The organism is Streptomyces sp. NBC_00223, from assembly GCF_036199905.1.
In the GTDB taxonomy this organism is placed as follows: Bacteria; Actinomycetota; Actinomycetes; order Streptomycetales; family Streptomycetaceae; genus Actinacidiphila.
On record NZ_CP108109.1, the window covers coordinates 624,860 to 639,670 of the forward strand.

The 14,811-nt window shown below is 73.4% G+C and carries 11 protein-coding genes; 3 read left to right on the forward strand and 8 right to left on the reverse strand.

Going from position 1 to position 14,811, the window contains the following annotated elements:
* Positions 1-690 precede the first annotated feature (690 nt).
* Both OHA30_RS02760 and OHA30_RS02765 read left to right on the forward strand, forming a co-directional pair.
* The gene (locus tag OHA30_RS02760; RefSeq protein ID WP_328912170.1) at positions 691-2,472 is read left to right on the forward strand and encodes a glycosyl hydrolase; all 1,782 of its coding nucleotides are present in this window, start codon (positions 691-693) and stop codon (positions 2,470-2,472) included.
* A 243-nt stretch (positions 2,473-2,715) separates the two neighbouring features.
* Positions 2,716-3,240: a hypothetical protein gene (locus OHA30_RS02765; RefSeq protein ID WP_328912171.1), complete on the forward strand. Its 525-nt coding sequence runs from the start codon at positions 2,716-2,718 to the stop codon at positions 3,238-3,240.
* A gap of 440 nt (positions 3,241-3,680) precedes the next feature.
* On the opposite strand, the gene OHA30_RS02770 is transcribed toward OHA30_RS02765, so the two are convergent.
* From OHA30_RS02770 to OHA30_RS02780, 3 genes are all read right to left on the reverse strand, one after another.
* Entirely contained in the window at positions 3,681-4,211 is a 531-nt protein-coding gene (locus OHA30_RS02770) for a TetR/AcrR family transcriptional regulator (protein WP_328912172.1), read from the reverse strand.
* A 113-nt stretch (positions 4,212-4,324) separates the two neighbouring features.
* On the reverse strand, positions 4,325-5,848 hold the full coding sequence (locus OHA30_RS02775; RefSeq protein WP_328912173.1) for a DHA2 family efflux MFS transporter permease subunit: 1,524 nt from the start codon (positions 5,846-5,848) through the stop codon (positions 4,325-4,327).
* Positions 5,849-5,933: 85 nt separating this feature from the next.
* Positions 5,934-6,356 (reverse strand): DUF3291 domain-containing protein, encoded by a 423-nt coding sequence (locus OHA30_RS02780; protein ID WP_328912174.1) that lies wholly within the window; start codon positions 6,354-6,356, stop codon positions 5,934-5,936.
* A 212-nt stretch (positions 6,357-6,568) separates the two neighbouring features.
* On the opposite strand from OHA30_RS02780, the gene OHA30_RS02785 reads away from it, so the two are divergent.
* A complete protein-coding gene (locus OHA30_RS02785) occupies positions 6,569-7,288 on the forward strand; it encodes a MerR family transcriptional regulator (protein ID WP_328912175.1) in 720 nt (239 codons plus the stop codon).
* An 18-nt stretch (positions 7,289-7,306) separates the two neighbouring features.
* Here OHA30_RS02785 and OHA30_RS02790 read toward each other — a convergent pair whose 3' ends face one another.
* Genes OHA30_RS02790 through OHA30_RS02810 form a run of 5 tightly spaced genes read right to left on the reverse strand, consistent with a single transcriptional unit; the run spans position 7,307 to position 14,788 of the window.
* The gene (locus OHA30_RS02790) at positions 7,307-8,635 is read right to left on the reverse strand and encodes an NAD(P)/FAD-dependent oxidoreductase (RefSeq protein WP_328912176.1); all 1,329 of its coding nucleotides are present in this window, start codon (positions 8,633-8,635) and stop codon (positions 7,307-7,309) included.
* Positions 8,628-9,545: a 4'-phosphopantetheinyl transferase family protein gene (locus tag OHA30_RS02795; RefSeq protein ID WP_328912177.1), complete on the reverse strand. Its 918-nt coding sequence runs from the start codon at positions 9,543-9,545 to the stop codon at positions 8,628-8,630. The genes OHA30_RS02790 and OHA30_RS02795 overlap by 8 nt, the downstream gene beginning before the upstream one ends.
* Positions 9,542-11,335 carry an acyl-CoA dehydrogenase gene (locus OHA30_RS02800; RefSeq protein ID WP_328912178.1) on the reverse strand — a complete coding sequence of 598 codons (1,794 nt, stop codon included), beginning with the start codon at positions 11,333-11,335 and terminating at the stop codon, positions 9,542-9,544. The genes OHA30_RS02795 and OHA30_RS02800 overlap by 4 nt, the downstream gene beginning before the upstream one ends.
* Positions 11,322-13,151, reverse strand: coding sequence for an acyl-CoA dehydrogenase family protein (locus OHA30_RS02805; RefSeq protein ID WP_328912179.1), 1,830 nt, complete (start codon positions 13,149-13,151; stop codon positions 11,322-11,324). The genes OHA30_RS02800 and OHA30_RS02805 overlap by 14 nt, the downstream gene beginning before the upstream one ends.
* Positions 13,148-14,788 (reverse strand): PfaD family polyunsaturated fatty acid/polyketide biosynthesis protein, encoded by a 1,641-nt coding sequence (locus OHA30_RS02810; RefSeq protein WP_328912180.1) that lies wholly within the window; start codon positions 14,786-14,788, stop codon positions 13,148-13,150. Before OHA30_RS02810 ends, OHA30_RS02805 begins: the two co-directional genes overlap by 4 nt.
* Positions 14,789-14,811 lie beyond the last annotated feature (23 nt).

The window sequence follows — 14,811 nt, forward strand, 5'->3', positions numbered from 1 at the left end:
GGCCGACTACCGGGCCGGCCCCGCACGGCACCGCCGGGCTGCGCCATCCCGCGTCCCACCGCTGCGGACAAGGGTGTGCGGCAACCCCACCCGGCACGCAGACTCTTCGGGCGGAGCCCCACCCGCGCCTCCGGCCTCCGGCGGGGCCGACCACCGGGCCGGGCCCGTACGGCACCGCCGGGCTGCGCCATCCCGCCTCCCGCCGCTGCGGCGGACAAGGGTGTGCGGCAGCCCCACCCGGCACGCAAACTCTTCGGGCAGAGCCCCACCCGCGCCTCCGGCCTCCGGCCGGGCCGACCACCGGGTCGGGCCCGCACGGCACCGCCGGGCTGCGCCATCCCGCGTCCCACCGCTGCGGCGGACTAGAGGTGCCCGCCGACCCCCACCGGCGGCTCCCGGTCATCCCCGAGGCCGGGAACGGCGCGGCCCGCCCGGGCAGGGCCACCGCCGGGGCGGGCCGCGCCGTTCCGCGATCCGCCGCCGCGGCGCCAAGGCGGGCGTCGGCACGGCGCCACACGCGGACCCTCGGGGCGGAGCTCCGCCCGCCCCCCGGCCTCCGGCCGGCAGCGCCGGGGTGGTGGGGAGGATTGACGTGGGGGTGGGGGGTCTGGCTTCATGGGAGCGCTCCCATTCCGTTCAACGCCGACGGCGCGCCCCCGCGCCCAGGCCCCTCGCCCCACCGAGCTAGGAGTGAGCGCCTTGGCCTCGCACGCCCGCCGTACGGCTCACGCCGTACACCTTCTCCTCGCCGGCGCGCTTCTCGCGTCGGCCGTCGTCGCCGCCGGCCCCGGCCGCGCGCACGCCGACACCGCGCCACCGCCGGCCTCCGGCGCCACCGTCTACCAGGCCGAGGACGGCACGCTGCACGGCGTCGTCGTCGCCACCGACGAGCCCGGCTACCAGGGCACCGGCTACGTGGAGGGCTTCGACGACGGCGCGGACAGCGTCACGATCTCCGTGCCGAACAGCCCCGGCGGCCTCTTCGCCCTCTCGGTCCGCTACCGCTCCCCCTTCGGCGAGAAGAAAGCCTCGCTGCTGGTCAACGGCAGCGGCATCGGCGAGGTCGACCTCCCCGGCACCGACAGCGGATTCGCCGACGCGCAAGCGGGCAAAGTGCTGCTGACCGCCGGCGCCAACACCGTGACCGTACAGAGCGACTGGGGCTGGTACGGGATCGACTCGATCTCGCTCGCCCCCGTACCGCCGCGCGCGCCGCACGCCGTGACGGGCGCGCTGACCGACCCGCGGGCGACCCCGCAGGCCCGCTCCCTGATGAGCTATCTGACCTCCCAGTACGGCCGGAACCTGCTCAGCGGCCAGCAGGACAGCGCCAGCGAACAGGCCGTGGAGGGCATCACCGGCCGGGCCCCGGCGATCGAGGGCCTTGACCTGATGGACTACTCGCCCAGCCGGGTCGAGCGCGGCACCAACTCTCAGGAGATCGAGAACGCGCTCGCCTGGAACGCGCGCGGCGGCATCGTCAGCCTCGTCTGGCACTGGAACGCGCCGACCGATCTGATCGACCAGCCGGGCAAGGAGTGGTGGCGCGGCTTCTACACCGACGCCACCACCTTCGACGTGGCGGCCGCGCTGGCCGACCCCACGTCCGCCGACTACCAGCTGCTGCTGCGGGACATCGACGCCATCGCCGTCCAGCTCGGTCGGCTCCAGGACGCGGGCGTGCCCGTGCTGTGGCGGCCGCTGCACGAGGCCGAGGGCGGCTGGTTCTGGTGGGGTGCCAAGGGCGCGGGCCCGGCCAAGGCGCTGTACCGGCTGATGTACGACCGGCTCACCAACGTCCACCACCTGCACAATCTGATCTGGGTGTGGAACTCGGTGGACCCGGCCTGGTACCCCGGTGACGACGTGGTCGACATCGTCAGCGCGGACTCGTACCCGGCGGCCGGCGACCACGGCCCGGTCGCGCTGACCTACGACCGGCTGCTCTCGCTCGGCAACGACACCAAGCCCGCCGCGCTCGCCGAGGTCGGCAGCGTCCCCGACCCGGAGCTGACCCGCGCCTACCAGGCCGACTGGTCGTACTTCGTCACCTGGTCGGGGGACTACGTCACCGACGGGACCAGCAACTCGGCCGGCTTCCTGCGGCGGGTGTACAACGACGACCAGGTGATCACCCTGGACGAACTCGGCGACTTCACCCACGACGGCGGCTGCCGGGCCGACTTCCAGGTGCTCAGCCGCTGGTCGGGCAACTATCTGGCGCAGGTGACCGTGCACAACACCGGCTCGAAGCCGATCCGGAACTGGCAGGTCGGCTGGCGGCTGCGGCCCGGCTCCGACGTCACGCAGTCGTGGAACGCGTCCTTCGCCACCACCGGCGGCTCGGTCCGGGCCACGGCCGAGTCCTGGAACGGCACTCTCGACCCGGGGGCGACCGCCGTCTTCGGCTACCTCGGTACGGACCCGGGTTCGGGCTCCGCGCTCCCTGCCCCCAGCTGCAGCGCGGCCTGAGGCCCACCCCGTCCCGCCGGTCCCACTCCCCCGGCGGGACGGCGGTGCCGCGGCGCCGGCCGACCCCCCTGGCGCCGCGGCACCGTCGCCCGCGATCCCCGCGTGACGTTCCGGCCGTGATGTCCCGGCCGGAAACCGGCCGTGAACCCGTCCGGACCCGCCCGGCCCCCGAGGATTGCCCCGCGATCCCCCGGGCAGGCGAAGGACGCGTCACCACGATCGTCGGCCGAGGAGTGATCACCCGTGAACGAGGACACCTTCCACAACCCGGAAGCGCTGAGGCACGCGGTCGTCCATGACCGCGACGGGCGACTGATCGGCGGTGTGGCCGAGGTGTACGTCGAGGACTGGAGCCGCCGCCCCGAGTGGGTGGCCGTGCGCAAGGAGCCGCGCGTCGCCGGGGCGGCGTTCGTCCCGCTGGCGGGCGCGCACTACGACACCGACGGCAATCTGCGGATCGCCTTCACCCTGGAGCTGGTCGAGTCCGCGCCGCGGATGCACGCCGAGCAGCACCTCGGCCTCGACCAGGAGCAGCTGCTGTACGTCCACTACGGGCTCACGCCGCCGAGCGATGAGGCCTCCGGCGCCCCCGGGGTGGGCGAGGAGCGCCCGAAGGCCCCGGTGACCGGCCAGGAGGACGCGCTCAAGGACATCAAGGAGCTGGCCGAGGAGCCACCCGCGGGACCGGCCCGGCTGCGCAGGTTCGTACCGACCGACAGCGTCCACGCGACGGTGAGTTCGTCGGGCGTCCACGGCGAGAATCGCTGACCCGCCCTGACGGGCACCCGCCGCGGGGGTTCGGTTGTGTGCCGGGCGCGGCCCGGCACAGGGCCGGTCGCGCACTTCTCCCCCAGGCTCCGCCCGGGGGCACCCCCACCAGGCTCCGCCCGGGGGCACCCCCAGCGCCCCTGACGGGGCCCACCCGCCCCGGCGGCCTCGCGGGCCACCCCGCCGCAGGGGTTCGGTAGCTTGCCGGGCGCGGCCCCACGTCGGCTGATCGCGCAGTTCCTCCCCCAGGCTCCGCCCGGGGGCACCCCCAGCGCCCCTGACGGGGCCACCCGCCACGGGGGTTCGACTGCTTGCCGGGTACGGCCCGGCGTGGGTCGGTCGCGCAGTTCCTCCCCCAGGCTCCGCCCGGGGGCACCCCCACCAGGCTCCGCCCGGGGTACCCCCAGCGCCCCTAGCGGGGCCCGCACGCCCAGCGGTCGTCACCTCGCCGCGTGCGAGCGGGCCGCGCCGACGGGCATGTGCCCCTCGTACGTGTGCAGCGCGACCTTGACATTGGCGAGCGTGCCCCAGGACATGAACTCGGTGACCACGCTCTCCGGCATGCCGGTCAGCTTCTCCACCAGGGTCCACAGGTCGCCCCACCACTCCACGACCACCCGCCTTATCTCCTCGTCGGAGCTGGCGGCCACGTACAACTGCATCTGCATCAGCAGGAGTTCGCGGTCCTCGGCGAGCCGTTCGTAGGCCAGCCGCATCGCGTCGAGCGCGTCCTCGCCGACATGTCCCATGGCGGCCAGCTCGAACGCCTCGTGGGTGCGCTCGAAGCAGTGCATGCCGGCCGCGAGGAAGATGTCGCGTTTGCTCTGGTAGAGCCGGAAGAGATAGGGCTGGGAGACTCCGACCATGCGCGCTATGGCATCGGTCGAGGTGCCGTGCAGGCCGCGGCGGGAGAACTCCTTCAGCGCGGCCCTGACGACATCGGCGCGGCGTTCATCAGCGGTCTTCCTCATACTGCCAACCTTCACGGAGTCAGTGGCGCCGGCTCGCCGGCCGAGGAGACGCGTGGGGTCCCTCCGGTCAGACGCGGCTGGGAAAGAGACGGCTTGACGTGTCCGGGGCTCCCTCAGGTCTCGGCGGCCGCCCGGGTCCGGCTCTCCGCCGGCCGCTGTACGGTGCTCAGGTCATCCCCGGCCACGGTCTCGCCCTCCGGTGGGGTCCCGGGCCGCTGGTGCGGGATCGCCAGTCCGGCGACCGCGCCCACCAGCACGACGCCCACGCCCACCCAGATGGCGGGGTGCATACCGTTCACGAAGTGCTCGGCGCCGCGGTCGTCGCCGTAGGCGGTGAAGACGCTGCTGAGGACCGCGATGCCCAGCGCGCCGCCGATCTCGCGGACGGTGGTGTTGGCGCCGGACGCCTTGCCCGCGTGCTCCTTGCTGACCGCCCCGAGCACCACCGCGGCGGTCGGGGCGAAGACCAGCCCCATGCCCGCGCCGGCCAGGATCATCGGTCCTGCCAGGTGGGAGTAGGGGGTGTCACTGGTGGCGACGAGGTTGATCCAGGACAGGCCGGCCGCCTGGAGCAGCAGGCCCAGGGCCATCAGCCGCCCGCCGCCGACCTTGTCGGTGAGCACCCCGGCGGCCGGGGCGACGAACATCGGCACCAGGGTCCAGGTCAGGGTGAGCACACCGGCGTGCAGCGGGGTGCGCGGCGGCGCGATCTGGAGGTACTGCGAGAGCAGGAAGATCGAGCCGAAGACGCCGAAGTACATGGTGGCCGAGACGATGTTGCTCAGTACGAAGGAGCGCACCCGGTAGAACGACAGCGGCAGCAGCGGATGCGCGGTGCGGCCCTCCCACCGTACGAAGGCGGTGAGCAGCGCGGCGCCCAGGACGAAGGCGCCGAGCACCTTGGCCGACGACCAGCCGTCGGTCTCGCCGTGCACGATGCCCCAGACGACGGCGAACAGGCCGACGGCGGCGAGCACCATGCCGGTGAGGTCGAGCGGGCTGTCGGGCAGCCGGCTCTCGTCGAGCGCGAAGAAGATCAGCGGGATCGCGACCAGGCCGACCGGGATGTTCACCCAGAAGATCCACTGCCAGGCCAGGCCGTCGACGACGGCGCCGCCCACCACCGGGCCGCAGGCGATCGCCATGCCGCTGACGGCCGACCACAGACCGAGCGCCAGCCCGCGCATCCGGCTCGGCACGGCCTGGGAGAGCAGGGTGAGCGACAGCGGCATGACGGCGGCGGCGCCGAAGCCCTGGATCACCCGGGCCACGATCAGCTGGGTGCTGGTGTCGGACAGCCCGCAGCCGAGCGAGGCGAGGGTGAACAGGGCGAGGCCGAGCGCGAACACCTTGCGGCGGCCGAAGCGGTCACCGAGCGCGGCGCCGGTCAGCAGCAGGCAGGCGAAGCTGAGCACATAGGCGTTGACGAACCACTGCAACTGCTGGGTGGAGGCGTCGAGGTCGACCGCGAGGGTGCGCAGCGCGGTGGAGACGACCAGGTTGTCCAGGGCCACCATGAACATCGGAAGACTGCACGCCACGATGGCGAGCCACAGCGGCACCCGTTTCCCGCTCCCCGCCGGGGGCGGCGCCGGCACGGCGTTCCCGGCCGTGGTCGATGCGTCCGGTGCTGACATGGGTGGGGTCTCCCTCGATCAAGTTCCGGTGGTTTCTTTTCGGTCGACGGCCGGTGGGTGGTGGCCGTCGGCGGGCGGCCGGGGGCTACTGCCCGGCCGCGCCCTGGCGGGTTTTCTTCTCGTCCTGCTCGGCCAGGCGCCTGCGGGCCTCTTCCCAGGAGACCGGCAGCTGCTCGGTCGGCACGTTCCAGAAGACGAAGGTGGAGTCCCGCATGACCGCGCGCTGGCCGGTCATGATCGTGTGGTGCGGCTCGGCCGCCACGTAGTCGTACAGCGCCTCGCGCGACTCCCAGGCCGACAGGGTCCAGAACGTCCGTTTGAGCGGCTCGGCGACGAGCGAGGCCCCCACGGCGCCCGGGGCCTTGCCCACCTGCTTCCACGCGGCGAGGGACTTCACGAAGAACCGCGGCACGTCCTTGAGCCTGGCGACTTCCAGCCGGGACGCCATGACCAGCGCCTCGGTCTGCGGGCGGGGCGGGTTCGGGGTGATCCAGGCGAGAGTGGGCACGGGATGTCGGGCCTTCCTTGGAGCCGGCGCCGGACGCGGGATCCACGCGTGACGCCTCAAACGGACAAACCGCCTTGTGGACGGTCACGGAGCGAAGCGGTACGGATGCGGGACGCGAATAGTCGGCCCCGCTTCTTGGGGAGTCTCACTATCCATGTTAGACAGTGGAACTCTCCGAGCACCAGCTCCACCGGGAAGAAAGTCGAAACGCGATGCGCATGTCGGAATTGAGCCGCCGCAGCGGTGTGGCTGTCGCGACGATCAAGTACTACCTGCGGGAGGGACTGCTCCCGCCCGGCCGCGCGATCGCCGCCACCCAGGCCGAGTACGACGAGGACCATCTGCGCCGGCTGCGGCTGGTCCGCGCGCTGATCTCGGTACGGGGGCTGTCGGTGCAGACCACGGCGGCGATCCTGCGGTCGCTGCCGGCCGACGGCACGGACATCCACCTCACGCTGGGGCTGGTGCTGGGCGCGCTGGACGTCAGCGGACGCAAGGACGCCCCGCCCGCGCCCCCGGCCAACCTCCACGAGGTGGACGCACTCGTCGAGGCGCTGGGCTGGCGGATCCACCCGGCATCCAGCTCGCCCGACACCCTGGCCAGAACGCTGGAGAGCCTTCAGCAGCTCGGCCTGGACATCAGCGCGCGGACCCTGCTCCCGTACGGCCGGCTGGCCGAGCAGACCGCGGACATCGACCTCGACCAGATGGACGTGGCCGACCACCCGCTGGAGCTGGCCGAGCGGGCGATCCTGCTGACCGTACTGCTCGAACCGGCGCTGATGGCACTGCGCCGGATGGCCCAGGAGCACCGTTCCGCACTGCGCAACGGCGCTCCCGACGACCATCCTCACGACCACGACCACGATCATGACCACCACCATGACGGCCATGACCACCACCACGGCCACCAGGAGGCGGACGGGAGTTGAACCTCGTGCGGCGGGGCCTCACGCGGTCGGCGGCTCCGCCTTCCGCAGGTCCGCGACGATCCCCGCCGCGGCCTCCATGCCGGACGCGAACGCCGCCTCGTGCGAGCCGATCTGGTCGTGGTGGAGCTGCTTGGAGTGGAAGTACGAGCCGCACAGCTTCAGCCGGGAGCCGTCGTTGACCGCGTAGATGTCCTTCTGCAGGCGGCGCAGGTCCATGTCGATCACCGGGTGGGCGTAGCGCAGTTCGCGGATCACCGTCTCCTCGCGCAGCTCCCTGGGGTAGTCGACGGTCACGAAGTAGTCCTTGTGCGAGGACAGTTGGTGCAGCCGGTTCATGTAGTAGGCGACATACGGGCGCACTTCGCCGCCGACCTGGACCTTGCCGTAGTTCCAGTTCTCCCAGCGGACCCGGTCGGCGGGCATGACCGCGGTGTCGGTGTGCAGTACGGCCGTCGAGAAGTTGTAGCGGACCCGGCTGAGCGTCTCGCGCTGCACGGGGCTGGGGTTGTCCAGCAGGTCGCGGGCCTGGTCGCCGTGGACGGCGAGGATCACATGGTCGTAGCGCTCGGCTCCCCCGGGCGTGGCGACTACCACGCCGTCCGGCTCCTGCCTGATCCCGGTGACCGCCTCGCCCAGCCGCAGCTTGGGGTCGACGGCGGCGAGCAGCTTGCGGACGTAGGAGATCGAACCGCCCTCGACCGTACGCCAGTCCACGCGCTGTCCGCCGAGGCCGCCCTCATCGTGGGCCATGAAGAACGCGATGACGGTCGTCGCGGGCATTTCCCAGATCAGCTCGGCCGGCACCGACCAGACGGCCGTGCACAGCAGGATGACGTAGCCGTACTTGAACTCCTCGCTGTAGCCGCCCTCGTCGAGGTACTGGCCCAGCGGCATGTCGGTCCGCTTGCGGAAGAAGTCGTGGCGGCCGCGGGTGTGGAAGCGCCGGGCCTCCTCGCGGATCGCCAGGAGCTGGGGCGGGAGGGTCGCGGCGGCCTCCTCGTCCGGCAGTGCCATCTCGGCCGTGCCGAACTCCAGTCCGCTGTCCTGGTCGAAGAAGGTGAAGCCGCCCAGGTGGCGGACGGTCCCCACGCCCAGCTCGTCGAAGACCCGGCTCATCACCGGGTAGCTGGGCCGGTTGAAGACGACGAAGGCGGTGTCGATGCCCAGTGTTCTGCCGTCCTCCTCGACCTCGATGGTGTGGGCGTGGCCGCCGGCCCGCCGGTCGCGGTCGAAGAGGGTGATGTCGGCGTGCTCGCGCAGGTGGTAGGCGGCGGACAGGCCGGCCGCGCCCGCGCCGACGACGGCGACGGTGGGCCGGGCGGAGGGGGTGTTCGCGCTGTCAGACATGACGGTCCCTGGAGTGGTGAGCGGCCCTGGCGGACCGGACGTGACTGCGGGCAAGGGGAAGTGCGGCGGCGGCCGGTGGCGCGCAGAAGGGGTGGACGGTCAGGTGCAGGGGGCCTTCGGTGACGCCGCCGACCGCGACCGCGAGCACATGGCCGGGCGTCGGGCGCAGCAGGACGAACCGCCAGCGCGCGTCGGGCGGCGCCTGCGGATCGGTGACCTCGATCGGCGTCCGGTGCGGCGGGGAGAAGGCGAAGCTCTCCGGCGCCCGGCGCAGGCCCGTTCCCAGGGCCTTGACGTACGCCTCCTTCAACACCCAGTAGGCGGCGACCCGTTCGGCCCGCCGGCCAGGCGGCGCGGCCTCGACGGCGGCCTGTTCCGCGGGGGCGAAGTAGTGCGGCAGCCGGGCCGCGGCGGCGGTGCGGGCGGGGGTGCGCTCGACGTCCACGCCGCAGTCCCGCTGCCGGGTCACCACGCAGGCGACCAGCCCGTCGGTGTGCGAGAGGTTGAACCGTACGCCGCCGGGCGCGGGTTCGGGCTCCGGGCGGCCGTCGGGGCCGGCGGCGAACCGCCAGCGGCCCGGCGGAAGTCCGGTACGGGCGCTCAGCGCGTGCCGCGACAGCAGCCGCGCGCCGAGGAAGCGGCGGCGGGCGGCGGGCACGCGCATCCGGTGCATGCGCGCGCGTTCCTCGGGGGTGAGCAGCTCCGGGCCGCCGAGCCGGTCGCTGAAGTAGTCGACCGCGTCCTCGGGCAGCAGCCACAGATCCACGGCGTCGGTGTCGGCGCGAAGGCGTACGTCGGTGTCGGTGTCGGCTTCGGCTTCGGCTTCGGCTTCGGCTTCGGCGGGCGGCCGTACGGGCGGCGGCCCCGGGTGGATCCCCGTACCGGCCCCCGTACCCGCGGCGGCGCTCACAGCGCGGCCGCCGGAAGGTCGCCGCGGGCCGCCAGCGGGAACTGCCAGTACGAGAAGAGGCGGTCCTCCCGGTGCAGATGCCGCAGCACCCGCATCGCGTCGTCGATCACGGCCTCGTCGGTGATCTGCTCGAACGGCCGGCTCATGCGGTGCAGCCGCTCGAACTGGAGCAGCAGCAGCGCGCCGCTGGGCAGCGGGTCGGCCATGGCGTCGTAGGAGTGGGTGAAGGTGTGCAGGCAGGCCGCGGTGGCGTGCAGCACCGTGTACTCCTTGGCGAGGTCGAACACCTCGGCCGACTGCCCGTAGCCGCGGCCCAGCCGGGCGCGCAGCGCGGTCACCCGGTCGTGCAGTTCGGCGGCGCCGTTCAGCAGGCGCTCGGCGGCGTTCGCCGCGCGCAGCAGCCACTCGCGCTCGTCCTCCTTGGCCCGCCCGGCCAGTTCGCGCAGCCGCCGCAGGGAGGCGGGGGCGGCGAGCAGCGCGTCGTCCATGCCGCCGCGGCTGAACAGCTCCTGGCGCCACGGCTCGAAGCGCGGCAGCTCCCGGTCGATGCCGTACAGCACGGCCGCGCGTTCGGCCGCCTCCTCGCGCGGCTCGGGCCCCGCCTGGGTCGCCGTGCCGAGCAGGCCGACGAGCTGGGAGGCGAGCGACTTGAGGTTGACCACGGTGTTGCCGTCGGCGAAGTTGGCCACCGGCAGGTCGCGCAGCATCTTCTGGTGGATGCCGTAGTGCGGGTGGCCGCGCAGATAGAAGCGGGCCCCCAGCACCACGTTGAGCTGGGACATGGTCCGCTCCAGCACGGTCGGCACCAGGTACTTCACCGCCGCCGACCACACGCCCGACTGCTCGGGCACCACCTGGAGGGCCCGTACCGCGCCCAGGCACATCGCGTCGCAGAGCATCAGGTCGGCGAAGCACTCGGTGATCTGCCGCCGGGAGTACGGGATGTCGCTGACCGCCTTGCCGAAGATCGTCCGGCGTTCGGTGAAGTCGAGGGTGACCCGCAGCGCGGTGTCGGTGGCCGACAGGGCGATGGAGTTGATCAGCACCCGGGCCACCTGGGAGCTCTTGAGCGCGATCTCCAGGCCCTGGCCCGCCTTGCCGAGCAGCGCCGAGTCCGGGACGAAGACCCGGTCGAGGCGGAAGCCGCTCATGTCCAGCGCGCGCAGGCCGTGCAGCCGCTCGTCGGGCAGTTCGTCCACCGTGCCCGCCGGGGTGGCGCGCTTGTCGACGAGGAAGACCGAGTAGCCGGCCGGGCCGCCCTTGGGGTCGGTGCGGGCGAGCACGGTCAGGCCGTCGGCCACCCGGGCGTTGCCGATCAGCCACTTCTCGCCGCTGAGCAGATAGCCGCCGTCGGTCTTGACCGCGGCCGTCTCGTTGTTGAGCAGGTCGCTGCCGTGCTGCCGCTCGGACAGGCCCCAGGCGTAGCGGGCGCCCTGCCGCATCGCCGTCACCAGCTCCCGCTTGCGCGCGTCGGTGCCCGCGATCCAGGCGGGCATGAAGCTGAGGTTGGTGATGATCAGGGCGGTCGCCGTGGTGGGGTCGCGCCGGGCGACCAGCCGCAGCAGGTTGAAGCCGGTCTCGACGTCGCCCGCGAGCCCGCCCTGTTCCCGGGGCATGCCGTACTCGGGCAGCCCCCAGCGCTGGAGCAGGTTCACGAAGGGGTACGGGTACTCCTCGCGTTCGTCGGCCTCCAGGATGCGGTGGAACGGCATCCGGCTGTCCGGGTCGTGCGGGTCGCCGAGGTGGCGTTCGAGCCGGTCGGCCAGTTCCGTCAGATCAGCTTTGGGCACGGGTCGTCCCTTCTGCGGCGGAGACGTCGGGGAGCGCGGCGGGACCGGTGGCGTACGGGTCCGCGCCGCCGCGGTCGGCCAGTCGGACGGGTACGGCGGAGAAGAGCCGGCGGCTCGCGTACAGCTCCTCGACGGCGTCGAGAGCGGGCCACAACGCGTCGCCCTCGCGCTTGGGCTCCGTGCCGTCGGCCCGGGCCAGCAGATACGCCAGGCAGGCGCGCAGCCACGCGGTGCCGCCGGGTTTGCCGCCGTACAGCGGGAGTTCGGGGTTGGCCCACCACAGCAGCAGGCAGCAGGAGGCGGCGTGCAGCCAGGAGAACCGCTCGGCCAGCTCGACCCGGCCCTCGGCGAGGCGGCGGCCGGCGTCGGGGGCCAGCGCCGGTTCCGCGGCGAGCGAGGTCAGCGCGTCGGCCAGGCGGGCCGCGAGCGCGGTCAGCTCGGTGTCCTCGCCCTCCCCCGCCGCCAGCGCGGTGGCCAGGGCCACCGCCCCGACGGTCACCGGGTCCCGGCCGCGCGCGGTCAGGTCGAGCCGGGAGGGCTCGTACGGGGGCAGCGGCCGGCCGAGGTCGAAGACCGCGCGCAGCGTGCCGTCGGGGTCGGGGGCGGCGGGCTCCCCCACGGCCGCGGCGGCCGGCTCCCGTACGGCCGCGGCCAGCGCCGGGAGCTGTCCGGCGAACGACCGCAGATTGGCCACCGTGCTGCTGTCCACCACGCGGACCAGGCCCGCGTCCCGCTGGAGCTTCTGGAACAACCCGCCGCCCGGACCCTCGCCGCGCAGCACCGACCGGGTGGCCAGGACGCTTCCGCACCCGGCGATCAGCCGTTCCGCGGACTCGGCCACCACGTGCTTGGCCGCGCTCCCCCACACGCTGAACACCTCGGGCAGCACATGCAGTCCGCGCGCGGCGGCCAGCGCGGTGACGTCCGCCGCGAGCATCGCCGCCGAGGCCGCCGCGAGTTCCAGGCGCGGCTGGTGGGCGCGGGACAGCGGGGTGCGGCCCACCGTCCGGCTCCCGGCGAAGTCCAGGGCGAGCCGCAACGCGGTGTCCGCGCAGCCGAGGCTGCCGGCCGTGCTCATCACACGGACCACCTGCTGCGCCCGTACGGCCGCCTCCAGGGCCTGCCCCTCATGGCCGACCAGCGCCCGCGCGGGAACGGGGAAGCGGTCGAAGTCCAGGTGGGCGAAGTCGATTCCGCGCATCCCGGAGGTACGGACGGCCGGGCCCCGGTCGAGGCCGGTCCCGGCGCCCTGCTCGGGCAGGTCGAGCAGGACGGCCGAGAAGGCGCCGGGGCCGCGTTCCCCGGTCCTGGCGACGATGTACGCCTTCTCGCAGCGCTGTCCGAGCCCGACCATCCACTTGCGGCCGGTGAGCGTCCAGCCGCCGTCCGGACGCGGGGTCAGCCGGGTCTCGTTGGCGAGCAGATCGCTGCCGTGGTCGGCCTCGGAGAGCGCGAAGGCGACGGCCCCGCCGTCCCTCAGCAGCCGGGCGGCCGCGCGCTGCTGCTCGTCCGAGCCGTGCAGCAGCAGACAGGTGGCGGCGGTGATGCTGAACATCGTGGCGGGCATGACGTTCAGATCGCGCCGGGCGGCGGTTCTGACCAGGGTCAGGCTGTCCGCGAAGGAGGTGAACCGGCCGCCGAGCCGCTGCGGAAGGTAGTTGAGGTGGAAGCCGGTGGCGCGCAGCGTCGCGGCCAGCGCCAGCGGGTACTCGTCGCGCTCGTCGCGGGCCACGGCCGCGGCGAAGCCGCTGGGGTTGGCCGGGTCCCAGGGGTCGCCCAGCACGTGTTCGAGCGCCTCGGCCGCCGCGGCGCTCACCGCACCCCCTCGACCGCGCCGGCCTGCGGGACCTCGAGCGGCACCGGGCGGTAGTCGCCGGCCGCGGCGGGCACCCGTACCCCGGCCGTGGTCAGTTCGGCCAGCCGGGTGTGGAAGGCGGCCCCGGTCATCAGATGGTGGGCGACCTCGGCGACCCTGCGGTTGCCCGCGGCCTTCAGATAGCTGGCGGTCACCCAGTCGTTGAAGCTGCCCATCGCCGGGCCGCACCAGATCTGGTAGTCCAGCGCCCGGTCCTGTTCGCCGGTCACCGCCCAGCGCGAGGACATCCCGAGGTACCAGCGGAAGACCAGCGCCATCCGCCGCTTGGGGTTGTCGGCCGCGCGGGCCAGCTGCTCGGGGTCGCGGCGCTCGAAGTACTCCACGCAGTCCGCCCACACCTGGTCCAGCGGGCGGCGGAAGATCTGCTGCTCCAGCCGCTCGCGGTCGGCGTCCGGCAGCGCCTCCAGGCCCGGGTACGCCTGGTACAGCTCGTAGAGCCGCTTGGCGCGCATCGGGAAGAAGGTGCCCTTCTTGAGCACCTGGAGTTCGACGCCCATCTCGAACATGTCGGCCGCGGGCGCCATTTCGCAGTCCGCGATGCCGGCCTCGGCCAGCATCGCCCGGGTCGCCTTGGACGTCCCCGACTCCACGCACGACTGGTTGACCGAACCGGTCACCACATAGGCCGCGCCCATGGCGAAGGCGGCGGCCACCGCGACCGGGGTGCCGAGCCCGCCGGCCACGCCGACCCGGACCGGCTCCCGGTAGCGGTGCTCGTTCTGCACGGTCCTGGCCAGCTTGAGCACGCTGGGCAGCAGCGCGACCAGCGGCCGGCGGTCGGTGTGGCCGCCGGAGTCGGCCTCGACCGTGATGTCGTCGGCCATCGGCAGGTACTTGGCCAGATCGGCCTGTTCCGCGGTGATCAGCGCCTGGTCGAGCAGCGCGCTGACCATCTCGGCGGGCGCCGGGCGCATGAAGCGCTCGGCGATCTCGGTCCTCGACACCTTCGCCACCAGCCGGTGCCCGGCCACCGGCAGCCCCTGGGCGTCGGTGGTCAGCCCGCTGAGCCGGTAGCGGACCACGTGCGGGGTCAGCCCCATGAAGGCCGAGGCCTCCACGCAGCGCACCCCGTACCGCAGGAACAGCTCGACGGCCTGCCGTTCCAGGGCCTCCTCGCTGGGGCTGTGAATGAGGTTGACGGCGTACGGCAGACCGGGGATCTCCTCGGCGAACCGGGCCAGTGCCTTCCCGATCGACTCCGGCAGCTGGCCCGCGGCGCCGTACGAGGCGAGGAAGCCCGCCCTGGCCAGGGCGATCACCAGCTCGGCCGAGGCGATGCCGCCGGCCATGGCCCCGGCCATGTAGGCGTACCGCACTCCGTGCGCGGCCCGGAAGGCGGGCGAACCCAGCCGGTCGGGCGGCAGCGCCGGCACCCCGGCCAGCAGCGGCAGTCCGTCCCCGGCGGTCGCGCTGCCGGCGGCCGAGACCCGGCCGCCGGACGCGGCGCCGACACCGTGCGGGGTGCTGACGACGAAGCAGGGCCGGTCCAGATCGGTCAGGGCCTGGTAGATGTCGGCCGGGGCGGTGCCCGGGTACTGCTCTCCGTGCCATCGCAGGGGGGTCTGTGGGCTGTTCATGGCTGCGGGCGTCTCCTGAAGGC